The sequence below is a fragment of the Bradyrhizobium sp. USDA 4369 genome, from assembly GCF_054056435.1.
Genome location: NZ_JBSRYH010000001.1, coordinates 5,490,325 through 5,512,723 on the forward strand (window position 1 = coordinate 5,490,325; position 22,399 = coordinate 5,512,723).

The following is a 22,399-nucleotide window of genomic DNA, read 5'->3' on the forward strand; positions in this document are numbered from 1 at the left end:
CTTCGCGCCAGTCGGGTGCCGCCGCGGCGGCATCCGTACCCGGTGAGGTGTACCGCCTGATTGCGGCGGTGTGCGTCCCTGCTTGCGGCCGGCGCCATGCCGGGCCGTCATCTTTGGTTCTTGCTGCAATCCGGGTGGGAGATCTCAATGTCGACACATACGCTGACATTTGCGCCGAGGGAGCTGTCGATCGACGCCCGGGCTGATGGAACGCTGATTCTGCGCTCGCCGATCGCATGGAGTCCGTGCGAATGGCGGATCACTGATTTTCTTCCGCACTGGGCCGGGGCGGCTCCGGACCGCGTCTTTCTCGCGCAGCGCAACCAGGCCGGCGGATGGGACGAGATCAGCTATGGCGAAGCCTGGCTGCAGGTTCAGGCGGTCGGCCAGAGCCTGCTCGACCTGGGCGCCACGACGGGCGACCGGCTGGCGATTCTCTCCGGCAACTCGATCGAGCATGCGATCGTGGCGTTCGCTGCGATGTCGATCGGCGTGATCGTGGCGCCGGTGTCGCCGAACTACTCGATGATGCCGGGCGGGCTGGCGCGCTTGAAGGACATTGCCGAGGTGCTGCAGCCGCGCTTCGTGTTCGTGCAGAGCGGCCCGCAATTCTCCCCAGGGCGCGCCATTCCGGAATTGGCCGCAGCGACCTGGATCAGTGTCGACGGTGCGCCCGAGACGATTCCGTTCCGCTCACTCGCCGCCAAGGCGCCCGGAGACGGGTTCGCCCAGGCTGCCGCAGCACTGCCCTGCGACGCCGTCGCCAAGGTCCTGTTCACCTCGGGCTCGACCGGCCTGCCGAAGGGCGTCCTGAATACCCACCGCATGATGGCCAGCGCGCTGCAGATGGGCATCCTGCTGGTGTCGCCGTCGCCGCATCCGATCCAGGTCGAATGGCTGCCCTGGCATCATACCATGGGCGGCAACGTCATTCTTCACGGCACTCTCAAGAATGGCGGGACGCTCTATATCGATGATGGCCGGCCCTTGCCGCAACTCTTCCACAAGACGATCGCCAATCTCACCGAGATCTCGCCGACGGCGATGTTCAACGTGCCCGCCGGCTACAATCTGCTGTGCGAGGCGATCGAGCGGGATGCGGACATCGGTGCGCGGGTGTTCAAACGCATGGATCGGCTGAGCTACGCCGGAGCCGCCATCTCCGAGGGGACGCTGGAGAAGCTGTATCGGCTGACGTCGTCGATCACCGGCCGCCAAATTCCGGTGATGTCGGGCTATGGCACGACCGAGACCGCGCCGACGATCAGCACGACGCATTGGGCGACCGATCAGCCGGGCGAAATCGGCCTGCCGGCGCCAGGGCTGCAACTGAAGCTGATCCCGGTGTCCGATACTTATGAGGTGCGGGTGAAGGGGCCGAACGTCACGCCGGGCTATCTCGGCCGGCCTGATCTGACCGCGATGGCGTTCGACGAGGAGGGGTTCTACCGCATCGGTGATACGGTCTCGTTCATCGATCCGGACCGGCCGGAGCGCGGGCTGCGCTTCACCGGGCGCATCTCGGAGAACTTCAAGCTGGCGAACGGCACCTGGGTCTCGATCGGCGCGATGCGCGCCTCGATCCTGGCGGCGACCCGCGGCGTGTTGCTGGACATCGTCATCGCCGGAGAGAACCGCGACTCCTGCACCCTGCTGGGCTGGCTCAATCCGGCAGAAGCCAAGCGCGTGGCGGCGGATCCCGACTCCGACCTGACCGCCGACCCCGGCGTGGCCGCTTTCCTCAAGGAGAGGCTCAGCGAGTACAACGCCACGGTCGGCAGCAGCGAGCGGGTGGGCGCGTTCCTGCTCTTGAAGGAGCCCGCGTCGATGGCCGCGGGGGAGATCACCGACAAGGCCTATGTCAACCAGCGCGCGGTGCTCAAGCACCGCGGCGAGCATGTCGAACGGCTGTACGCCGCCGAGCCATATTCCGAGGTGGTCCGTTTGTGAGGCTAGGCTGGCGCTAGGCCGGAGAGTGCCCCGGGCCGGCTCAGGCCGCCCGGGCGCGCGACTTTGCCTTGGCGCGGTCTGCTTTGGGGCCGGTGGTTGGCTCGGGCGGTGAATCGGGCGGCAGGGGTGCCGAACCGGCCCACCCACCCGGTCCCGGATGTGTGTGGACTTCCTTGGCCAGCAGCGGTTCGCCGCATTCCGAGCAGACCATCACCGGGTCGAAGTGCTTGCCGCACTTCTTGTGCTCGTGCAGCACGGGCCGGCCACGTTCGTCGACCATATGGGTGTCGCCCCAATGCACGATCGCCATCATGATCGGGTACAGATCGAGGCCCTTCTGCGTCAGGATGTATTCGTGGCGCTTCGGCGACTCCTGATAGGGGACGCGGCGCAGAATGCCCTGGCGCACCAGCTTCTTTAGCCGTTCGGCGAGCAGGTGGCGGGTGATGCCGAGCGAGGATTGAAACGCCTCGAAGCGCCGCTTGCGGAGAAAGCACTCGCGCAGGATCAGCAGAGTCCAGCGATCACCGATCACCGCGATCGTCCGTGCCATCGAGCACGGTTCTTCCTCAAGTTCCTTCCACTTCATGCACGTCTCCAGCCCGCCCCGCCGGAGGGGCCGAGCCGCATCGGCTCCCCCGGAATATCCATTCTAGATCGGTACTGAGCCCCGAACAACCCCGGCGCTGTCAGGCGCGGCGACGGCTTGTCTTGACGTCGCGCGGAAAGCGCGGCGCGAGCAAAGCCAGAGAAGATCTCCGCCGCCTGATCGCGGAGGCGTGAAAAATCCAGTTACAATGCGTTTGACAGTTCTAATTTAGAACCATAAGAATGGCAGCCAGATAATCGGTCGGGCCTCTGCGCCGGGCCAGAAACGCGGTCGGGGAGAAGGCGGTCATGACTGTGAAGGTTGAGTTCCTGTTCGATTTCGGCAGCCCCAATGCCTATCTGGCGGAGGTCGCCATCCCGGGTATCGAGCAGCGCACCGGCGTGAAGTTCGACTACGTGCCGGTGCTGCTCGGCGGCATCTACAAGGCGACCGGCAACATGTCGCCATTCGACTCGCTTCGCGGCATCAAGAACAAGCCGGAGTATCAGGCGCTCGAGACCCAGCGCTTCATCCGCCGGCACGGCATCGCCAAGTTCCGTTCCAATCCGTTTTTTCCGGTCAATACCCTGATGCTCATGCGAGGCGCCGTCGCGGCGCAGTTCGAAGGCCTGTTCGAGCCGTATTTCCGCGCCGCCTATCACCACATGTGGGAAGAGCCCAAGAAGATGGACGATCCCGCGATCTTCCGCAGCGCGTTTCTGTCATCAGGGGTCGACATCGACAGGCTCGCTGCCCGGGCGCAGCAGGACGATGTCAAGAAGAGGTTGATCGAGCTCACCGAAAACGCGGTCCGTCGTGGCGCGTTCGGTTCGCCGACCTTTTTCGTCGGCGACGAAATGTTCTTCGGCAAGGATCAGCTCCGCGACGTCGAGGAATCGATCGTCGAGCAGACCCGGCGGCCGGCGTCGCAGACAGGCTGAGGAGTAGCCGCGAGCGGCGTCTCGCAGCCTGCCGCTGCGCGAACAGCGAGGATCCGGTGATGACGCTCACGACCAGTTCATTCCAAAAAAGAACTGTAACGCCTGGTGCGCTCGCCACGAAGCCGGCGCCCATCGATCGGGAGGTCGCCATGCCGGAAGCTTCAGCCGCAGCGCGGGTCGCGGCCGTTCCGATGATCCGATGCGGTGTCCGGCGCCGCGCCGGCTGAGTGCGGCGCATTGCCTTTGCCATCCAATCAACCCAGCGGGAGAAGACCCTTGCAGAAGAGGAACGCAACCGTCGCCGTGATCGGCGCCGGCGACTACATCGGCGGCGAGATCGCCAAGAAGTTCGCCGCGGAAGGGTTTACGGTGTTCGCCGGGCGCCGCAACGGCGCCAAGCTCGAGCCTCTCGTCAAGGAGATCGAGCAGGCCGGCGGCGAAATCCACGCGCGGTCGCTCGACGCCCGCAAGGAAGAGGAGGTCGTCGCCTTTCTGCAGGACGCCGACAAGCACGCTCCGCTCGATGTCTGTATTTTCAACATCGGCGCGAACGTCAATTTTCCGATCCTCGACACCACCGAGCGCGTCTTCCGCAAAGTCTGGGAGATGGCGTGCTATTCGGGCTTCCTGGTCGGACGCGAGGCGGCGCGCCTGATGGTGCCGCGCGGGCAGGGCAACATCTTCTTCACCGGTGCGACCGCGAGCCTGCGCGGCGGCTCGGGCTATGCGGCGTTCGCCAGTGCCAAGTTCGGCCTGCGCGCCGTGGCGCAGGCGATGGCTCGCGAGCTCGGGCCGAAGAACATTCACGTCGCGCATCTCATCATCGATTCCGGCGTCGACACCGAATGGGTGCGGCAGCGCCGGCTCGAGGCGCTCGGCCCGGCCGCGCTCGACAATCCCGATCTCTTGATGCCGCCATCGTCGGTCGCCAGTTCGTACTGGCAGCTCTATCAGCAGCCGCGCAGTGCCTGGACCTTCGAGCTGGAAATCCGCCCGTTCGGCGAGAAATGGTGACGGGGGAGCCGCAGCGATGGAGCTGAAGCTGTCGAAGGAAGACGCGGCGTTCCGCGATGAGGTTCGCGCCTTCATCGCCGACAATTATCCGGCCGAGATGCGCGTGCCGAATCCGGAGACGGATCTCACCAAGGAGCAGTCGCTGCTGTGGCATCGCATCCTGTATCGCAAGGGCTGGATTGCGCCGCTCTGGCCGAAGGAATATGGCGGCCCGGGCTGGTCGATTACGCAGCGCTTCATCTTCGAGCAGGAGACCTCGCGCGCCGGCACGCTGCCGCCGCTCGCCTTCAGCGTCACCATGGTCGGACCGGTGATCTACACCTTCGGCAATGCGGCGCAGAAGGCCAGGTTTCTGCCGCGCATTCTTTCTGGCGACGACTGGTGGTGCCAGGGGTATTCGGAGCCGGGGGCCGGCTCCGACCTCGCCGCGGTGCGCACCAGGGCGGTGCGCGACGGCGATCATTACGTCGTCAACGGGCACAAGACCTGGACCACGCTGGCCCAGCATGCCGACTGGATCTTCTGCCTGGTGCGGACTGATCCCTCCGCCAAGCCGCAGGCGGGCATTTCGTTTCTGCTGATCGACATGAAGACGCCCGGCGTCACGGTCCGTCCGATCATCACCATCGACGGTTCGCACGAGATCAACGACGTCTTTCTCGAGGATGTCCGCGTTCCCGTGGAGAACCTGATCGGCGAGGAAAACAAGGGCTGGACCTACGCCAAATTCCTGCTGGGCAATGAGCGCACCAGCATGGCCGGCATCGGCCGCTCCACCCGCTATCTGCAGCGGCTGAAGCAGATCGTCAAAACCGAGATCGCCGAAGACGATTCGACATATCGCGAGTTCATCAGGGAGATCGCGCGGGTCGAACTCGATCTGCTCGCGCTGGAGGCGACCGAGCTGCGCATCGTCGCGCAGATGGCGCGCGGCATCGATCCTGGACCTGCGGCGTCGCTGTTCAAGATCCGGGGCACCGAGATTTTCCAGCGCATCACCGAATTGACGCATCAGGCGATCGGCAATGACGGGCTGGCGCTGCGCGAGCAGCCGTTCAGCGCCAATCGCTTCATGCCCGGGCCCGACTACGGCCACACCGCGGCCGAGAAATATCTCAACGCGCGCAAGCTCAGCATCTACGGCGGATCGAACGAGATCCAGCACAACATCATCGCGAAAGCGGTCCTCGGTCTCTGACCGGTTCGCACGAGGCACCGATGGACATTCAATTCACCGAAGAACAAGAGCTGCTGCGTGCCAGCATCCAGCGGCTGCTGCACGATCAGTACACCTTCGATGCGCGCCGCAAGATCGTGGCGAGCGACGAAGGCTTCAGTCGCAGGCATTGGACGGCGCTCGCGGACCTCGGGCTCTGCGCCGCGCCATTCGATGAGAGCGTCGGCGGTCTGGGCGGCGGCGCGCTCGCCACCATGATCGTGATGCAGGAGTTCGGCCGCCATCTGGTGGTCGAGCCCTATTTCGAAACGGTGGTGCTCGCCGGAGGCCTGATCGCCGCCATCGGGAGCGCCGCGCAGCGCGCCGACTACTTGCCGAAGATCATGGACGGCAGCACGATCTGGGCGCTGGCCTGGGCCGAGCGGCCGTCGCGCTACGATGTCGACAAGGTCGAAACCACCGCCCGGCGCGACGGTGAGCATTACGTTCTGAGCGGCAAGAAGGTCGGCGTGACAGCCGCGCCCTGGGCCGACAGGCTGATCGTCTCGGCGCGGACCGCGGGTGACGGCAACAGCGGGCTCAGCCTGTTCGTGGTCGACCGTCATGCCGCCAATCTGCATCTGCAGAGCTTTCGGACAATCGACGGACGGCGCGCCGCCGAACTCGTGCTGATGGAGGTCAGGGTTCCGGCGGAGGACATGCTGGGCGCCGAGGGCGAGGGGGCGGCCGCGCTCGAAGCCTGCCGCGACCGCGCGATCGCCGCCCAATGCGCCGAGGCTGTCGGCGCGATGACCGAGCTGAATGCCGCGACCTTGGCGTACAGCAAGACCCGCAAGCAGTTCGGCGTGACGCTCGGAACGTTTCAGGTGCTGCAGCACCGGATGGTGGACACGTTCATCGCGCTCGAGGAGTCGATTTCGCTCACCCAGCACCTGAACCTCAGTCTCGCGTCCAACGAACCGCACCTCTCGCGGTTGGCGTCGGGAGCCAAGTCCAAGGTCGGAACAGCCGCGCGCTTCGTCGCCGATCAGTCCGTCCAACTGCATGGCGGCATGGGCATGAGCGACGAGCTCAATGTCGGCCATTACTTCAAGCGGATCAGCGCGATCAACATCCAGTTCGGCGATCCCACATTTCATCTGATGCGCTACGCCCAGCAGAGCTGAGCTTGCCTCATCGCCCCCAAGGCCTGGCCTCAACCGGAGGACTACAAGTGACCGAAGCTGTGATCGTTTCGACGGCCCGCACCCCGATCGGGAAGGCCTATAAGGGAGCACTCAACCACACCGGAGGCGCGACGTTGCTCGGCCACGCGATCTCGGCGGCGCTGTCCCGCTCGGGGGTTGACGGCGCCGAGGTCGAGGATGTGGTGATGGGCTGCGCGATGCAGCAGGGGACGACGGGCTCCAACATCGCCCGCAAGGCTCTGCTGCGGGCTGGCCTGCCGGTGAGCGTCGCTGCGACGACGATCGATCGCCAATGCGCCTCCGGCCTGCAGGCGATCGCGCTGGCGGCGCGTTCCGTCCTGTTCGACGGCGTCACGGTGGCGATCGCCGGCGGCGGTGAATCGATCAGCCTGGTTCAGAACGACAAGATGAACGCGTTCCATGCGGTCGATCCGGAGCTTCACGCGATGAAGCCCGACGCCTATATCGCGATGCTGGACACCGCGGAGGTGGTCGCCGAGCGCTATGGCATCTCGCGGGAGCGGCAGGATGAATATAGCCTCGAGAGCCAGCGGCGCACCGCGGCGGCGCAGCAGGCGGGTCGCTTCAATGACGAACTCGCGCCGATCAGCACCACCATGGCGGTCACCGACAAGGCGACCGGCACCACCTCTTATCAGCCGGTGACGCTGTCGACCGATGAGGGGCCGCGTCCGGACACGACGGCTGCGGGGCTCGCCGGACTCAAGCCGGCCAAGGGACCCGGCTTCACCGTGTCTGCCGGCAACGCCAGCCAATTGTCCGACGGCGCCAGCGCGGCCGTGATCATGAGCGACACCCTGGCCGCGCAAAAGGGCCTGAAACCACTGGGCATCTTCCGCGGCTTCGTCTCAGCGGGCTGCGAGCCGAATGAGATGGGAATCGGCCCGGTGCTCGCCGTGCCGCGGCTGCTGGCGCGCCACGGGCTGAAGGTCGACGACATCGATCTGTGGGAGCTCAACGAAGCCTTTGCGGTGCAGGTGGTGTATTGTCGGGACAAGCTCGGCATCGACCCGGAGAGGCTGAACGTGAATGGCGGCTCGATCGCGCTCGGCCATCCCTACGGCATGACCGGGGCGCGGCTCGTGGGCCACGCGCTGATCGAGGGACGGCGGCGCAAGGCGAAATACGCCGTCGTGACGATGTGCGTCGGCGGTGGCATGGGCGCCGCGGGCCTGCTCGAAATCGTGCACTAAGGGCCAACGCTAGGGCTCATCGACAACAAGAGACATTGGAGAAACGCGCGTGAAGACAGCCATCACCGAAATGCTTGGGATCGAACATCCGATCGTCCAGGGCGGAATGCACTATGTCGGATTCGCCGAACTCGCCGCCGCGGTGTCGAATGCCGGCGGCCTCGGCGTCATCACCGGCCTGACGCAGCGCACGCCCGAACTGCTCGCCAAGGAAATCGCGCGCTGCCGCGACATGACCGACAAGCCGTTCGGCGTCAATCTGACGTTCCTGCCGACGTTCACCGCGCCGCCTTATCCGGAATACATCGCCGCCATCAAGGAAGGCGGCGTCCGCGTCGTCGAGACGGCGGGCCGCAGTCCGGAGCAGTACATGCCGGCGCTGAAGGCGGCAGGCATCAAGGTCATCCATAAGTGCACCTCGGTGCGACACTCGCTGAAGGCCCAGCAGATCGGCTGCGATGCGGTGAGCGTCGATGGTTTCGAGTGCGGCGGTCATCCCGGCGAGGATGACATGCCGAACATGATCCTGCTGCCGCGCGCCGCCGACGAGCTGGCGATTCCGTTCATCGCGTCCGGCGGTATGGCTGACGGACGCAGCCTGGTGGCCGCGCTCGCGCTCGGCGCGGCCGGCGTCAACATGGGCACGCGCTTCATCGCGACCAAGGAGGCGCCGGTGCACCAGAACGTCAAGGACGCGCTGCTGAAAGCCACCGAACTCGATACCAGGCTGGTCATGCGGGCGCTGCGCAACACCGAACGCGTGCTGACCAACAAGGGTGTCGAGCGTCTGATCGAGATCGAACGCGAGAAGGGCAAGAACCTCACCATCCAGGACATTCATGACGAAGTCGCCGGAGTCTACCCGAAGGTGATGGTCGACGGTGACATGGACGCGGGCGCCTGGAGCTGCGGGCTGGTGGTCGGCCTGATCCACGACATCCCGACCGTCAAGGAGCTGATCGACCGGATCATGGCGGAGGCCGAGAGCCTGATCCGCAGCCGGCTGACCGGCTTCCTGGACGGTGATATCTCGGGCGCGCGGAAAGTCGCGTAAGCGCCGAGCTCATCAGGACATGCCGAAGACGCCCCGCCGAGGTAACCCCGGCGGGGCGTTCGCATGTTCGGTGTCCGTCATCGTCAGATGTTTAGCGAGCTTCGCGGCGCGCGTCTCGTGATGTCTGGAGCCCCCATCCCGCAGTGCAGGTTCAACACGCTTGATCCGGCGCTCGGCAGCACTGCGGCCTGCCGGCGCGCGGGAACCATCGCGAACTCGCTGCCCGACGACATCGTAGCCTCGGCGCCGGTCGCGTGGCTGGCGCCGAGACGTTGCAGACTGCATGGGCTCGCTGTATCAGCCGGCCTGCTTGGCGTAGCGCGTCGCCGGCCGGCCGGACTGGGTCAGCGCGCGGATCAGCTCGCCGCGAGCGGCTTCGTAGGCTGTCCACGCCGACAGGTCCTGCAGCGCGGGAAGGCAGATGAGTTCGTCCTGATCCAGCGCCGTGAGCGCGGTGTCGACCAGCTCCTCCGCCGTCATGAACAATTCGTCGGGGAATGGCGCCTGCTTCAGGCCGGAGGCTTCGAAAAACTCGGTGCGGACCGGGCCGGGAAGGACGGCCTGGACTTTCACCTTGGTGTTCGCCAGCTCACTCTGGAGCGAGCGGGTGAAGTTCAGCACATACGCCTTCGAACCCGAATAGCCGGCGCCGGTCGGGGTCGGCATCAGCGCGATGATCGAGGCGATGTTGATGATCGTGCCGTGGTCGCGGCGCAGGAAACCAGGCAGCGCCGCCTGGGTCAGGCGCGTCAGCGCCTGCACGTTGATCTTGATCAGATTGTCGAGTGCCGACGCGGAGACCTGTGCGGTCAGGCCGAGCGCGCCGAGTCCGGCATTGTTGACGAGCATATCGATGTCCTCGCGCCCCTCGATCAGCGTGGCGACGCGGGACAGGTCGTTGCTGTCGCCGAGGTCGGCCGTCACGATTTCGACCGTGACATTCGTCCTGGCGCGAATGTTGCGAGCGGTCTCTTCGAGACGCTCGCGGCGGCGCGCGACGAGGATCAGATGATAGCCGCGGGCGGCGAGGCGCTCCGCATAGGCGACGCCTATCCCCGACGACGCGCCGGTGACAACTGCGAAACGCTGGTGATCACTCATTGATCAAGTCTCCGATTGAGCGGCTGGAGCCGGGTCTTGGATGGGGTAGGGCACCGGCTTGTTCTCCTGAACCCACAGCTTCTCGTGGTCGGAATGCGGCGGCGGCGGCGCGATGCCCTGGATCTGCCAGAGATCGAACGGGGTTTCGTCGATGTGGATTTCCCAATCGAATCCCCTGTCCTTGATGTAGGGCGCGAGAGCGGCTTCGGCCCAGCTCAGCCATTTGGCTTTCCGCTCCTTGGCATCAGGCGGGAAGGACCGGGCGATATGGTCGACCCAGATCCGCACGAAATTGCTCGCCTCTTCGCCGCCCTTGTAGAACGAGTCCGGCGCCACCTCCTGAAACAGGACGATGACGTAGAACTTCGGCAGCCCGCGATAGCAGCCGGTGATGCGCTCCGACAGCGCGCGCTTATCCTCGGCGGTGAACGCTCCCACCGGATGATAGATCTTCCAGAACGGCATGAAACCTCCCTCATGGCCCGTGGCGGCCTCTCTATGATGACAATCATCATCATTGTTTCAGCGGTTGTCAATCTCCATTGATGACGTCTATCATTGTTATGGGAATGGTAATTGGAGGGATGATCGGTGCGGATTACCGAGAGTCAGACGCTGAAGAACAGGCAGAAGGTGGTCGCGAAGGCGGCCCGGCTGTTTCGAGAGCGCGGTTTCGAGAATATTTCGGTGGGGGCGCTGATGAAGGCCGCCGGCTTCACCCATGGCGGCTTCTACAATCATTTCGAGTCCAAGAGCGCGCTGGCCGGCGAGGCGCTCGCGCATGCGTTCCACGAGATGGAGCGTGTCCGCGAGACCACGCCGGGGCGCGAGGCCTTTGTGAAATCCTATCTGTCGGACGCGGCTCGCGACGCGCCCGGCACGACGTGCCCGGCCGCGTCGCTGGCTGGCGATATTGCGCGGCAGCCGGACGCCATCAAGGAGGTCTTTGCCGAAGGCATCGAACGCATGATCGACTGGGTGCAGAACGCGTCGTCAGCGACGCCCATGGCGCGCGAGGAGGCGGTGGACTTGATCTGCCGCATGGTCGGGGCGTTGATGCTGGCCCGCGCCATGCCGGCGTCGAGCGATCTCCGGCGCGAACTGCTTGCGACCGAGACGCAGCAGTGTCTGATTGAGCCGCCGAAATCTGCTGGCGAACACCGCCCCCGTGCCAAATCGTCGTGATCCGCATAACCGCGAACTGATCATAGCGGCTGGCCGCAAGGCGACGCGCTGATTGCGCGGGATCAGCGCGTCCGGTCTTCGGTGCGCCGATCACCTAGTTTTGCCTTGCTCGGATAGCTTTGTTCGGAGCAACGCATCCGGTATGACGTTCACGCTGCGAGGACCTCCCGCGCGGCGCGCTCGCCGGATTGCAGCGCGCCTTCGACATATCCCATCCATTCGGTCGCGGTCTCGGTGCCGGCCCAATGGATGCGGCCGACCGGCTGCCGCAGCGCTGGACCAAATCCGGTCCAGCCGCCCGGCGGCATGATTCCGGCGTAGCAACCGCGCGACCATTCGTCGTCTGCCCAATACTTCTCGACATAGCCGGTCGGGCGACCGGCCTCGGCTCCGAAGTAAAGTTCGAAGCTGCGACGGGCCTCCGCCTGGCGTTCCCCGGGAGACTTCGCGCCCCACAAACGCCCGTAGCTCCCTTCGATGAAGCCGACAAGGATACCGCAAGAAGTATCCGCGGGAGAGTTGTCATAGGTAAGGCCGACGGGAAGATCGGAGAAGGCCAGGCCGCTGAGACCTTCGTCGCGCCAGAATGGCCGCTCGTAGAACAACATGAGCTTGACCGCGGTGCCCATCGGCATCCGCTGCGTGAGCTGATCGCGCAGCGCCGGCAGCGGTGGATCATAGGCAATCCGGGACGCAAGCGCCGGTGGAAGCGTGGCGATGACATGCTCGCAGCGGATCGTGGCCTTCTCCGCATGGACGACGGCCCCCTTGGCGTCATGCTGAATCCTGAACACCGGACTCGATAGGATCAGTTCGGCCTCGAGTTCCGCGGCCATCCGCTTGCTGACATCCTGGAAGCCCGTCACGAACCGTCGGTCCTGGGCGCCGCCTGCCGTCTGAGTGATCGTCTCGAAGCCTCCCGCGGCAGCGATGTAGGCGGCGACGTGGAGGAACGAGAGATCGCGCGGATCGGACGAGAACAGCGTCGCCGCAAGACTGTCGAACACAAAGCGCGCGAACTCGCTTTGAACGGTTTCGCGCACCCAGGTGTAGAAGCTCTTGCCGTCGAGCTCCGCGGCCCCGGGGGTCATCCATGGCGTCTCCAGCGGGATGGTCGCGCCGACCGCGTCGATCGTCGCGAACGCGGCTTCGAGTTCGGCGCCGATCTCGGGATTTGGGCTGGGAAACATCGCGGAGTGGACGGCCCGCTCGCCCTTCATCCAGAGAACGGAGTCGCCTTCGCAGAACGTCGGAAAGGTCGAAAGGCCGTATTCGGCAATGAGCTGGTGGACGCGTGATTGAGTTGGCCCGACCCACTGGCCGCCGAGGTCGATGGTGACGCCGCCGATCGTCTCGCTCAAGGTGCGGCCGCCGACGCGGTCGCGGGCCTCGAGCAGGAGGACGCGTTTGCCTGCGCGCTTCAACTCCCGCGCCGCGTAAAGACCGGCGGCTCCGGCGCCGATGACCACGATGTCGGTGCGGCGATGGAACGGTGCGTTCATGTCGCTTCTCCTGAGAGCGGGGTGGAGATCGAGGTGGTATGTTCAGCGAGCGGGGTCTCGCCGTCGGACATGCCGTGCCCGACCGTGCGGCCCGGCGCGCCCTCTAAGTTGCGGCCGCCGCTGGCCGCTTCATGGTCTAATCGCCGAGACTGGCGCTGATGGCGCGAAGCAAGGTGAAATTCTCTGCGTTGCGGTTGGCCGACTCCTCCGTCGAGGTGCCGTAGCTGCGGTTGGCTGAGAGCTTGACGATCACGACGCCGCGGGATGGATCGACATAGATCAGTTGATTGTACACGCCCATTCCCGCGAACTCGCTGCGATCGCCGTCGAGCAGCCACCACTGATATCCATAACCGACCGATGTCGCCTGGGTGCCGATCATTGTGCGCCCCGGTTGCAGATGCGGCGCGTCCGCCCGGACAGAGGCTCTCGCCCATGCCTCCGGCACGATCTGGCGGCCGTGGCTGCGGCCGTGGTTGCGGTAGAGTTCGCCGAGCTTCGCGGCATCGCGCGCAGTGAGATTGAGGCCGGCGAACGCCATCTCGCGGCCCGACGGGTCGATCAGCCAGTAGCTGTCGGATTCGAAGCCGAGGGGATCGCAGATCTTCTCGCGCATGTAGTCGGTCAGCGAGCGGCCGGTGGCCTTCACCAAGAGGGTGCCGAGCGCCTGCGTGTCGGCCGAGCTGTAACGGCAGACGGTGCCGGGCGGAGATTCCGGAACGGTGGTCGCAACGAATTCGTCCAGCGTGATGGCACCTGCCATCGCCGCGCCCAGCCGAAAGATATCGGAATTGGGATCGCTGTAGACCTCGCTCCAACGGCCGCCGGACGACATCTGCAACACGTCCTTGATCCTGACACCGTCATACGCCGAGCCGGGCTTGACGGGAACGTAATCGCTGAGCGGCTGGTCGATTCCGCCGATCAGTCCTTCATCGATCGCGATCCCGACCAGAGCGGAAACAAAACTCTTGCTCACCGACCACGACATCCATGGCACGTCCGGACCGCCGGTCAGTGCGTACTGCTCGAGCCGGATTTGCCCGTCCTTAAGCACCAGCAGCGCGGCCGTATCCGTCGCGGCCAGGAAATCCGCGGTCGGTCTGGCTGTCCCGTCGAAGGTGTAGGACGGCGGCAACGTGATCGGCTCGCCCGCCGCGAACGGACGTGGTGTCGTTGCGGCCGCCATCCGCCTGCTCGGCAGCAGATCCTTCAGCCGACAGAAATTCTCGTGTTGTGGTACCCCGGTGAAGACTCCGAGTGAGAGCAGCGTGGGCGCTGGGCGGTCGTTCATCGGGTCTGTTTCCTTATTGATTTCCTTGTTGTCCAAGGACCTCCGTCCGCAGCCGGTCGAGCGCGAGGAACCGCTTGCGGAGCCGCCTTGAGGCTGCACGGAAGATGCCCACGGCCCGCGTCGAAGGTTTGCTGATGCAAGCACCTCCGTCAATGGTTCTTTTTTGGAATGTTATTGATTGCCCGTGCAACGCGCTGGTGAAATGTCTTGAGCTTCAAGCGTCGATTGCAGCTACGCGAAGGATCCTTATGCTTCCGGATGCAGAACCCACCGCCATCATAGTGTAGCCAAATACTCATCATTGCAGCGGGGAGCTGCGGTGCCATCGCGTCACGCCCGGCAGGTCGACCAGCATTCGAATGTTGCTTGCTTGACGAGTTCAAAAAAAGAACTTTAAATATCGGCACGTCGATGTCGGTCCCGCTGGAACGCGGTGTGCCGGAATTCGTCGCAGGCCATGACGGCGACTGTCGCTTGGCCGACAGACGGGCGAGGGTCCGCCGGAAGCGACGGAGCACGTTCGCTCCTACAAACGATAACGAACAAGGAAACGTCCATGACCAAGGTGGGACTGCATCAATATCCTCCGATGGAGCAGGTCATTTTCGGCAAGCCGGCGGGCCTCGCGTTGCGCGAGGAGGCCGAGCGGAAGGGCGCGCAGCGCGTCTTCCTGATCGCAAGCCGAACGCTGAACACGACGACGGACGAGATTGACAAGATCAGGTCGGCGCTCGGCGAGCGCTATGCGGGCACGTTCGATCAGGTGCCGCAACACACTACGCGGGATTCGGTGGTCGAGGCCGCCGGCCATGCCGCGCAGGCGAAGGCCGACCTCGTTGTGGCGATCGGCGGCGGCTCGGTCGTCGACGCCGCCAAGATCGTGCTGATGTGCCTCGAGCACAACATCACGGATGCGTCCGGGCTGGATGGTTTCGAATTGGTCTCGACCCCCCAAGGGCCGCGTCCCGGGCCATTCCGCAATCCCAAGGTGAGGATGATCGCCATCCCCAGCACGCTGTCGGGCGGAGAGTACAATGCCGGCACGCTGGTGACCGACACGCGTCGCAAGCTCAAGCAGATCTTCGTGCATCCGCTGATGATGCCGATCTCGATCATCCTGGATCCGGCCATCACGGTGCACACGCCGAGAACCCTTTGGCTCGGCTCGGGCACGCGTGCGATGGACCACGGCATCGAGGCGGTCTGCTCACCCGGCGGCAATCCGCTGGTCGAGAGCGTCTGCCTGCGCGGTCTCCGCTACCTCTATGATGGTCTGCTGGCCTATGCCGACAACGCGGACAGTCTCGATGCCCGCCAGATGTGCCAGCTCGGATCGTGGCTGTCGGCCTTCGGGCTGCAATGCCGTGTGCCGATGGGCGCCAGCCACGCGATCGGGCACGTCCTCGGCGGCACCTGCGACGTGCCGCATTATCTGTGCACGGCGGTGATGATGCCGAGCGTGCTGAAATACAACAAGCCGGCGACCGGCGCCGCGCAGAAGCTGCTTGCGGAGGCGTGGCACGAACCGGAGGCCGACGCCAGCGAGGTGTTCGCACGCTTCATCGCCCGCCTCGGATTGCCGACGCGCCTGGCCGATGTCGGTGTCACCGAGGATCGCTTCGGCCTGATCGGAAACAATGCGATGCTCTCCGTCTTCACGCGCGCCAACCCGCGCGCGATCAAGGGACCGGACGACGTCGTCGAGATCCTTCGGCTGGCGGCATAGCGCGCGAGGCCTCCCGCCGGTCGACACGCGCTGCTCCACGCCGCCCGCGAATGCGTTGGTGGCGTGGCGCCTCGATACATGCACCGAGCGCCGTCCAGGAGGCGCCTTCTCAGCGAGACCTTCTCCCAGGCAGGGCTTTTCAGGGGCGGCGTGGGGGCAGGCTAGCGATCCGCGCGGACACAGCAGTCGCGTCGGTGGTGAGTGTCCCCGAAGCCGCATCGCCTTCATGCTTGGCGGGCGGTCTCAACGACTCAGTGAGTGCGTCCGACCTGCCGGTCGTTCTCGTCTGGCACTAGGCCGTGGTGTCGTCGTTCGGAACTCATCGGACAGACCCGAGGTGAATCGCAGGGTCAGGCCGTTCGGCTGCTCCGACCGGGCAGCGCCATCGCAAATGGCCTTCTCGCGGCGGAGCCACCCAGGGCCACGTGGTTCTCAGGGCGATGCAAGCGCATCGCCCGACCGCGCCGAACAGCGGCCCTGCTCACATCAAGATTGGACTGGGCTGCGAAAGGGACCCTCATCCTGAGGGGGCGCCTCGGGCGGCCGTCTCGAAGGATGGCCGCGAAACGACGGCTCCTCACAGCTTGTGTCCTCATATGCGAGAGCCGTGGCTCGTCGGGCTCGCATGCATGGAGAGAGAATTCGTCGTACGAGCCGGGTCTCGGAGGTCATATCTTCTGCAGGCGTCTCGCAAATAAAAATCCTCCTCCACTTTCAGAAGCCGTCCGAAAGAGAAAGAATGGTCTGTCTACTTTTGGAGGGCATCGTGAAGCTGCTTGAATCCGTCCGGATCGGCCGGCATCTGCTGAAAAACCGTATCGTGATGGCGCCGCTCGCCCGTGCGCGGGGAGACGAGCATCGCGCGCCGAAAGACATCGTCGGCACGTATTACAGTCAGCGGGCGACCGCCGGGCTGATCGTCACCGAGGCCTGTCATGTCTCGCCGACGAGCGCCACCCGTGCGCGCGCCACCGCGAACCACGACGCCCATCAGACGCTAGCCTGGACGCAGGTGGTGGACGCCGTGCATGCGGCGGGAGGGGTCATCTTCCAGCAGATCTATCACGTCGGCCGCAAATCACTGTTGTCCGGAATGCCCAATGGGCAGCAGCCCGTGGCGCCATCGGCGATCGCTGCTTACGGCGGGATCATGAAGGAGGATGGCCTCGAAGAGTTTCCCGTGCCGCGTGCGCTCGCGCTGCATGAGATTGCGCCGATCGTCGACGACCATCGCCGCGCGGTGCGCCGCGCCGGTGAGGCGGGATTTGATGGCGTGGAAATCCTCGCGGGCAATGGCTTCCTGATCGATCAGTTCTTGCGCGACTCCACCAACAAGCGCACCGACGGCTATGGCGGTTCGAAAGAGAACCGCGCCCGCTTCCTGCTCGAAGTGGTGGATGCGGCGATCGCCGAGATCGGCGCCGACCGCATCGGCGTCCGCCTGTCACCGCATTTCCGCGCGGATCATATCGACGACTCCGATCCCGTAGGCACGTTCTCCTATGTCGTGTCGGAGCTGGACCGGCGCGGCATCGCCTACATCCATCTGCTGGAAGGCAGCGGCTACGATAATTCCGGCGATATTCCGTTGTATCAGCGTCTGGTGAAGAAGCCGTCGGCCGGCGGCGGGGCAGGGCCGCGCAGCGGCGAGCCGTTTCTGGCGCCGATCCTGCGGCCATTGTTCCGGGGGGCGCTGATCCTGAACAGCGGCTATACGCGCGACAGCGCGGAGCAGGCCGTGCACAGTGGCGCCGCGGACGCGATTTCGTTCGGCCGCCTCTACATCTCCAATCCCGACCTTCCGGAGCGCTTTCGGCTGAACGCGCCGCTCGCCGAGCCCGACACGGCGACCTACTACACCAACGGCCCCGAAGGCTACATCGACTACCCGTCGCTCGGCGATCGCGTCGCTCAAGTCCCGGCGGCCTGACGATTTGATGTCTTCAGTTCAGTTCCGAAAGAATACACCTATGCTGTCACTATCCGGCACGTCGTCCGAACCGATCCTGACCGATCAGTTGCTCTCCGAACTGCGTCAGGAGTTTGCCGCGACCGCCGCCAAGCACGACGCGGACGGAAGTTTTCCGTTCGCCAATTTCAAGAGGCTGGCCGAGGCCGGGCTGCTGGCGCTGACCGTTCCCAAGAGCTTCGGCGGGCTCGGCGGCGGAATCTCCGAAGCCGCGCGTTTGGTCGCCGCGGTCGGGGCCGGCGAGGCCTCCACAGGGCTCGTGCTGCAGATGAACTGCATGATGCATTATCTGCTCGGGCAGCGTCAGCCGCCCGGCTACGACGCGATCGCGCGCGCGGCTGTCGCGGGCACCGGCACGGTCAACGCGCTTCAGGCCGAGCCGGACCTCGGCTCGGTGGTTCGCGGCGGACTGCCAGGTACCGTTGCGTCGCGATCCGCCGACGGGACGTGGCGGATCAACGGCCGCAAATCCTACGCGACCGGCAGTCCGATCGTCGGATGGTGGCTGACATTGGTGCGCACCGACGAGGATACGCCGCGCGTGGGTACCGTCATCGTGCCCGCGGATTCGCCAGGCATCAGCGTGGTGCCGAGCTGGAATCACGCCGGCCTGCGCGCAACCGCCAGCCATGAACTTCGGTTCGACAATGTGGTCCTGCCCGCGGGCGCCGATCAGGCGCTGTTGCCGGTCGGTTCGCCGGAACAGATCGCCGGTCGCGCGCTGGTCGACGAATGGTTCTGTCTGCTCACGGCGGCCTTGTACGACGGCATCGCGAAGGCGGGGCGGGACTGGCTGCTGCACTTCCTGCATTCGCGTGTTCCCAGCAATCTCGGCCAGCCGCTCGCCACCGTGCCGCGCCTGCAGGGGGTGGTTGGAGAGATCGAGTCGCTGCTGCTGATCAATCGCTCGCTGATCGACGACGCCATCCTGCGCGCGGAGGCCGCATCGGCGCCCGATCAGCTTCGCGCGCAGCTGGTCAAGCATGTGGTCACCAACAATGCCGTGCGCGCGCTCGAACTCGCGCTCAGCATCACCGGCAATCACGGCCTCGACCGCGCCAATCCGCTGGAGCGGCACTACCGCGACGCGTTGTGCGGGCGCGTGCATGCGCCGCAATCCGATTCCATCCTCACCAATGCCGGACGCGCCGCCTTGGCGGCCTGACATTCCGCTTCATCTCCAGAGAGTCCCATCATGGCCTTGACTGCCTGCTTTCGTGCGTGGACGGATCGGCGAACCGTGTGTGCGATGCTGATCGGCGTCGCGCTCGCGCCCGCCTTGGCGCGAGCGGAGACTCCCGTCAAGGGCGGCACCCTTGTCGCGGTGTCGAATCCCGGCGAGCCGAATGTCCTGACCACCGGCGTTGGCCAGGCGGGAGCGGTCCTCGCGGTGTCCTCGAAGATCTTCGACGGGCTGCTCCGCTACGGCGAGAACTTCGCACTCGAACCCGAACTCGCGACCGCCTGGGTGACCAGCGCCGACGGCAAGGAAATCCGCTTCACGTTGCGGCCGAACGTGCGTTGGCACGACGGCGCTCCGTTCACGTCGGCCGATGTGAAGTTCAGCTTCGAGCAGGTGTGGATGAAGGTCCATCCGCGTGCACGCGCGACCTTTGCCGCGGTCGAAGCGGTCGAAACGCCCGATCCGCTGACCGTGGTGTTCAAGCTCCGCAATCCCTCAGGCGTGATCCTCAGTGCGCTCAACAGCACCGAATCCACGGTGCTGCCGAAGCATCTCTACGAAGGCACCGACATTCTCACCAATCCGTACAACGTCAAACCGGTCGGCACCGGCCCGTTCCGGTTCGTCGAATGGGTGCGCGGCGAACGCATCGTGCTGGAGCGCAACCCCGATTATTGGGACACCGGCAAGCCCTATCTCGATCGTGTCGTCTATCGCATGATTCCGGACGCGACCGCGCGCTATGCCGCGTTCGAATCCGGGGCGGTGCATCTCGGAGTGCATTCGCCGATCTCGATCAACGATCTGGCGCGGGCCGAGAAGAACCCGGCGCTGCGCGTCGAGTTTCGCGGCTATGAATGGCTGGGTTCGTCGATCGTCGGCGAGTTCAACGTGCGCCGTCCGCCGTTCGACGATGTCAGGGTCCGCCGGGCCGTGGTGCACGCGATCGATCTGCAGGCCTTCTCGCGCGTGACCATGCGTGGCATCGGCAAGCCGGGTACGTCGCCCGTGCTGTCGTCGCAAACCAGATTCTTCGTCGAGAGCGGCCTTGCGAGCTATCCGTTCGACCGCGCCAAGGCCGAGGCGCTGCTGGACGAAGCCGGGTATCCGCGCAAGGCCGACGGCAAGCGCCTGGAGATCACGCTCGACTGGCTGCCGTTCGGCGAAAGCTTCCAGCGCTTCGGCGAGTTCCTGAAGCAGTCGCTGAAGGCGGTGGGCATCGAGGCGACCTTGCGCAGCCAGGATCTGCCGCAGTTCTTCCGCAGGGTCTATTCGCTCAACGACTTCGATTTCATCGTCACGCACCATTCCGGTTTCGGGGATCCGCAGATCGGGCTCGATCGCGTGTTCTGGTCGAAGGCGATCCTGAAGGACGTGCCGTGGTCGAACGGATCGGGCTATGCCAGCCCGGCCATGGACCGGCTGATCGAGGCCGCGCACATCGCCGCGACGGAAGACCAGCGCGTCGCGCTCTACAAGCAGGTGCAGGCGCAGGCCCAGCTTGACCTCCCGCGGTTCACGCTGGCGGAAAACCGGCAGTACACCATCGCGTCGGCCCGGGTCCGAGACCTGGATACCGGGGTGATCGGCATCTATGATTCGCTCAAGAACACGTGGCTGGCGCCATGACATCCGGAGCGCCGGTCGCGGCGGGACCATCGGTGCGGCCGCATTCGACCGGCCGCTATGTCGGCCTGCGTCTGCTGCAGATGGTGCCGACATTGCTGCTGATTCTGGTCACGGCTTTCCTGTTGCTCAAGCTCGCGCCGGGCGATGCGGCTCAGGTGCTGGCGGGAGACAGCGGCGGCGGCGATGCTGCCTATCTCGACGCCCTGCGCCAGCGCTTCGGGCTCGACCAGCCGATCGCGGTTCAGCTCCTGTTGTACGCGCGCAATGTGCTCTCGGGCGAATTGGGGTTCTCGCTCCGCAACAACATGCCCGTGGCCGAGCTGATCGTCGCGCGAATTGTGCCGACGCTGCTGCTGACCGGGCTCGCATTGTTGGTCGCCGTCCTGCTCGGCGTCGCCGGCGGCGTCACCGCGGCGCTGACGCGGGGCCGGCTGGCCGACAGGCTGATCGGAGCGGTCGCCTTGCTGCTCTATGCGACGCCCGGCTTCCTGCTCGGCATCGGCCTGATGATCCTGTTCGGCGTGGTGCTGTTGTGGCTGCCGACCGGCGGCTATGCCGACGCGAACGGAGCTGCGGAGGGATGGACCCATGCGGGTAGCGTGGCGCGCCATTTGGTGCTCCCCGTGGTCACGCTCGGGATGCTGTATGCGGCGATCTACAGCCGGTTCACCCGCAGCGCGATGATCGAGATCTATGCCCAGGACTACATCCGGACCGCGCGCGCAAAAGGCCTCGGTCCCGCCCGCATCGCGTGGCGGCACGGCGTGCGCAATGCGCTGTTGCCGTTGGTGACGATCATTGGGCTGCAGGCGGGCTCGCTGCTCAGCGGCGCGATCGTGGTGGAGACCGTGTTCGCCTGGCCCGGTCTGGGACGTCTGGCGTTCGAGGCTGTGCAGCAGCGCGACTATAACTTGCTGTCCGGTCTCGTCCTGTGCACCGGCGCACTGGTCGTGATCACGAACTTGATCGTCGATCTGCTGTACGCAACGCTCGATCCTCGTGTGCGGCTGCGATGACGCTGATCTCCGACATCGCTGCGCGACGGACGCTGCTGCGCCTCGATACGTTACGGCGGCTGCCGTGCGCGTTGCGTTCAGGCCTCGTCATTCTCGCCGCCGAGGTCGTCATCGCCGTGCTGGCGAATTGGCTCTATCCCGGCGACCCGTTCGATCTAGCCGGTGCGCCGTTCCTTGCGCCGGGCGACGATCCGCAGTTTCCGCTCGGCACCGACATTCTCGGGCGCGACATTGCCGCGGGGCTGGTGCACGGGGCGCGGATCTCGCTGATCGTCGGCTTTTCCGCCACGGCGCTGGCGGTGACGGTCGGAACGACCGTCGGGCTGCTGTCCGGCTATCTCGGCGGCTGGGTGGATCATGTCCTGATGCGCGTGACGGAGCTTTTCCAGGTGATCCCGCATTTTCTGCTCGCGATCATCCTGGTCGCGATCCTCGGGGCGCGGATCGAATTCATCGTTCTGGCGATCGGCCTGACGAGCTGGTCGATGGTGGCGCGGCTGGTGCGGGCGGAGACGCTGGCGCTTCGCGAACTCGACTATGTCCGCATCTGCGTGGCGATGGGCGGCGGCCCGGTGCGCGTGATGCTCACGCATATTTTGCCCAACGTGCTGCCGCCGATCATCGTGGCGGCCTCCATCCTCACGGCGCTCGCCGTGCTGACCGAGGCC

Annotated in this window: 18 protein-coding genes and 1 pseudogene; 14 read left to right on the top strand and 5 right to left on the bottom strand. The window is 65.3% G+C overall.

Translation table 11 applies throughout. The annotated features are described in order from the left end of the window. Positions 1-147 precede the first annotated feature (147 nt). Positions 148-1,950 carry an AMP-binding protein gene (locus ACVIJ6_RS24910; protein WP_456774863.1) on the top strand — a complete coding sequence of 601 codons (1,803 nt, stop codon included), beginning with the start codon at positions 148-150 and terminating at the stop codon, positions 1,948-1,950. A 40-nt stretch (positions 1,951-1,990) separates the two neighbouring features. On the opposite strand, the gene ACVIJ6_RS24915 is transcribed toward ACVIJ6_RS24910, so the two are convergent. Further along, on the bottom strand, positions 1,991-2,539 hold the full coding sequence (locus ACVIJ6_RS24915; RefSeq protein ID WP_456774864.1) for a winged helix-turn-helix transcriptional regulator: 549 nt from the start codon (positions 2,537-2,539) through the stop codon (positions 1,991-1,993). Between the two features lie 308 nt (positions 2,540-2,847). Here ACVIJ6_RS24915 and ACVIJ6_RS24920 point away from each other — a divergent pair, with 308 nt between their 5' ends. The 6 genes from ACVIJ6_RS24920 to ACVIJ6_RS24945 all read left to right on the top strand — a co-directional run bounded on the left by ACVIJ6_RS24920 (position 2,848) and on the right by ACVIJ6_RS24945 (position 9,126). Continuing rightward, entirely contained in the window at positions 2,848-3,480 is a 633-nt protein-coding gene (locus ACVIJ6_RS24920; RefSeq protein WP_456774865.1) for a DsbA family protein, read from the top strand. Between the two features lie 276 nt (positions 3,481-3,756). Beyond that, positions 3,757-4,494 (top strand): SDR family oxidoreductase, encoded by a 738-nt coding sequence (locus ACVIJ6_RS24925; protein WP_456774866.1) that lies wholly within the window; start codon positions 3,757-3,759, stop codon positions 4,492-4,494. 16 nt (positions 4,495-4,510) lie between these two features. After that, entirely contained in the window at positions 4,511-5,692 is a 1,182-nt protein-coding gene (locus ACVIJ6_RS24930; protein ID WP_456774867.1) for an acyl-CoA dehydrogenase family protein, read from the top strand. A gap of 20 nt (positions 5,693-5,712) precedes the next feature. Then, positions 5,713-6,837: an acyl-CoA dehydrogenase family protein gene (locus ACVIJ6_RS24935; protein ID WP_456774868.1), complete on the top strand. Its 1,125-nt coding sequence runs from the start codon at positions 5,713-5,715 to the stop codon at positions 6,835-6,837. A 47-nt stretch (positions 6,838-6,884) separates the two neighbouring features. Next, positions 6,885-8,072: an acetyl-CoA C-acyltransferase gene (locus tag ACVIJ6_RS24940; RefSeq protein WP_456774869.1), complete on the top strand. Its 1,188-nt coding sequence runs from the start codon at positions 6,885-6,887 to the stop codon at positions 8,070-8,072. 49 nt (positions 8,073-8,121) lie between these two features. After that, positions 8,122-9,126, top strand: coding sequence for an NAD(P)H-dependent flavin oxidoreductase (locus tag ACVIJ6_RS24945; RefSeq protein ID WP_456774870.1), 1,005 nt, complete (start codon positions 8,122-8,124; stop codon positions 9,124-9,126). Positions 9,127-9,423: 297 nt separating this feature from the next. Here ACVIJ6_RS24945 and ACVIJ6_RS24950 read toward each other — a convergent pair whose 3' ends face one another. Together ACVIJ6_RS24950 and ACVIJ6_RS24955 are read right to left on the bottom strand one after the other, a co-directional pair. Beyond that, complete coding sequence (locus ACVIJ6_RS24950; RefSeq protein WP_456774871.1) at positions 9,424-10,227, bottom strand: SDR family NAD(P)-dependent oxidoreductase; 804 nt, start codon at positions 10,225-10,227, stop codon at positions 9,424-9,426. Positions 10,228-10,230: 3 nt separating this feature from the next. Then, the gene (locus ACVIJ6_RS24955; protein ID WP_456774872.1) at positions 10,231-10,692 is read right to left on the bottom strand and encodes a tautomerase family protein; all 462 of its coding nucleotides are present in this window, start codon (positions 10,690-10,692) and stop codon (positions 10,231-10,233) included. 126 nt (positions 10,693-10,818) lie between these two features. Here ACVIJ6_RS24955 and ACVIJ6_RS24960 point away from each other — a divergent pair, with 126 nt between their 5' ends. Beyond that, entirely contained in the window at positions 10,819-11,412 is a 594-nt protein-coding gene (locus tag ACVIJ6_RS24960; protein WP_456774873.1) for a TetR/AcrR family transcriptional regulator, read from the top strand. 149 nt (positions 11,413-11,561) lie between these two features. Here ACVIJ6_RS24960 and ACVIJ6_RS24965 read toward each other — a convergent pair whose 3' ends face one another. Continuing rightward, the gene (locus ACVIJ6_RS24965) at positions 11,562-12,914 is read right to left on the bottom strand and encodes a flavin monoamine oxidase family protein (RefSeq protein ID WP_456774874.1); all 1,353 of its coding nucleotides are present in this window, start codon (positions 12,912-12,914) and stop codon (positions 11,562-11,564) included. 136 nt (positions 12,915-13,050) lie between these two features. After that, positions 13,051-14,208, bottom strand: a complete 1,158-nt coding sequence (locus ACVIJ6_RS24970) for a serine hydrolase domain-containing protein (protein ID WP_456774875.1) — start codon at positions 14,206-14,208, stop codon at positions 13,051-13,053. Positions 14,209-14,764: 556 nt separating this feature from the next. On the opposite strand from ACVIJ6_RS24970, the gene ACVIJ6_RS24975 reads away from it, so the two are divergent. From ACVIJ6_RS24975 to ACVIJ6_RS25000, 6 genes and pseudogenes are all read left to right on the top strand, one after another. Next, on the top strand, positions 14,765-15,934 hold the full coding sequence (locus ACVIJ6_RS24975) for an iron-containing alcohol dehydrogenase (RefSeq protein WP_456774876.1): 1,170 nt from the start codon (positions 14,765-14,767) through the stop codon (positions 15,932-15,934). 766 nt (positions 15,935-16,700) lie between these two features. Beyond that, positions 16,701-17,864 carry an alkene reductase gene (locus ACVIJ6_RS24980; RefSeq protein WP_456774877.1) on the top strand — a complete coding sequence of 388 codons (1,164 nt, stop codon included), beginning with the start codon at positions 16,701-16,703 and terminating at the stop codon, positions 17,862-17,864. 40 nt (positions 17,865-17,904) lie between these two features. Then, positions 17,905-19,068: an acyl-CoA dehydrogenase family protein gene (locus ACVIJ6_RS24985; RefSeq protein WP_456774878.1), complete on the top strand. Its 1,164-nt coding sequence runs from the start codon at positions 17,905-17,907 to the stop codon at positions 19,066-19,068. A gap of 84 nt (positions 19,069-19,152) precedes the next feature. After that, a complete protein-coding gene (locus ACVIJ6_RS24990; protein ID WP_456777078.1) occupies positions 19,153-20,715 on the top strand; it encodes an ABC transporter substrate-binding protein in 1,563 nt (520 codons plus the stop codon). Continuing rightward, complete coding sequence (locus ACVIJ6_RS24995) at positions 20,712-21,731, top strand: ABC transporter permease (RefSeq protein WP_456774879.1); 1,020 nt, start codon at positions 20,712-20,714, stop codon at positions 21,729-21,731. The genes ACVIJ6_RS24990 and ACVIJ6_RS24995 overlap by 4 nt, the downstream gene beginning before the upstream one ends. Before the next feature lie 365 nt (positions 21,732-22,096). Then, positions 22,097-22,357 (top strand): annotated as a pseudogene (locus ACVIJ6_RS25000) (ABC transporter permease subunit); the annotation flags it as partial. Between the last annotated feature and the right edge of the window lie 42 nt (positions 22,358-22,399).

Excerpts from the sequence above, each read along its gene's own strand:
- ACVIJ6_RS24985 (WP_456774878.1), top strand. The coding sequence starts at position 17,905 with ATGCTGTCACTATCCGGCACGTCGTCCGAACCGATCCTGACCGATCAG.
- ACVIJ6_RS24935 (WP_456774868.1), top strand. The coding sequence starts at position 5,713 with ATGGACATTCAATTCACCGAAGAACAAGAGCTGCTGCGTGCCAGCATC.
- ACVIJ6_RS24995 (WP_456774879.1), top strand. The coding sequence starts at position 20,712 with ATGACATCCGGAGCGCCGGTCGCGGCGGGACCATCGGTGCGGCCGCAT.
- ACVIJ6_RS24975 (WP_456774876.1), top strand. The coding sequence starts at position 14,765 with ATGACCAAGGTGGGACTGCATCAATATCCTCCGATGGAGCAGGTCATT.
- ACVIJ6_RS24970 (WP_456774875.1), bottom strand. The coding sequence starts at position 14,208 with ATGAACGACCGCCCAGCGCCCACGCTGCTCTCACTCGGAGTCTTCACC.
- ACVIJ6_RS24965 (WP_456774874.1), bottom strand. The coding sequence starts at position 12,914 with ATGAACGCACCGTTCCATCGCCGCACCGACATCGTGGTCATCGGCGCC.
- ACVIJ6_RS24920 (WP_456774865.1), top strand. The coding sequence starts at position 2,848 with ATGACTGTGAAGGTTGAGTTCCTGTTCGATTTCGGCAGCCCCAATGCC.
- ACVIJ6_RS24950 (WP_456774871.1), bottom strand. The coding sequence starts at position 10,227 with ATGAGTGATCACCAGCGTTTCGCAGTTGTCACCGGCGCGTCGTCGGGG.
- ACVIJ6_RS24955 (WP_456774872.1), bottom strand. The coding sequence starts at position 10,692 with ATGCCGTTCTGGAAGATCTATCATCCGGTGGGAGCGTTCACCGCCGAG.
- ACVIJ6_RS24990 (WP_456777078.1), top strand. The coding sequence starts at position 19,153 with ATGCTGATCGGCGTCGCGCTCGCGCCCGCCTTGGCGCGAGCGGAGACT.
- ACVIJ6_RS24930 (WP_456774867.1), top strand. The coding sequence starts at position 4,511 with ATGGAGCTGAAGCTGTCGAAGGAAGACGCGGCGTTCCGCGATGAGGTT.
- ACVIJ6_RS24910 (WP_456774863.1), top strand. The coding sequence starts at position 148 with ATGTCGACACATACGCTGACATTTGCGCCGAGGGAGCTGTCGATCGAC.
- ACVIJ6_RS24915 (WP_456774864.1), bottom strand. The coding sequence starts at position 2,539 with ATGAAGTGGAAGGAACTTGAGGAAGAACCGTGCTCGATGGCACGGACG.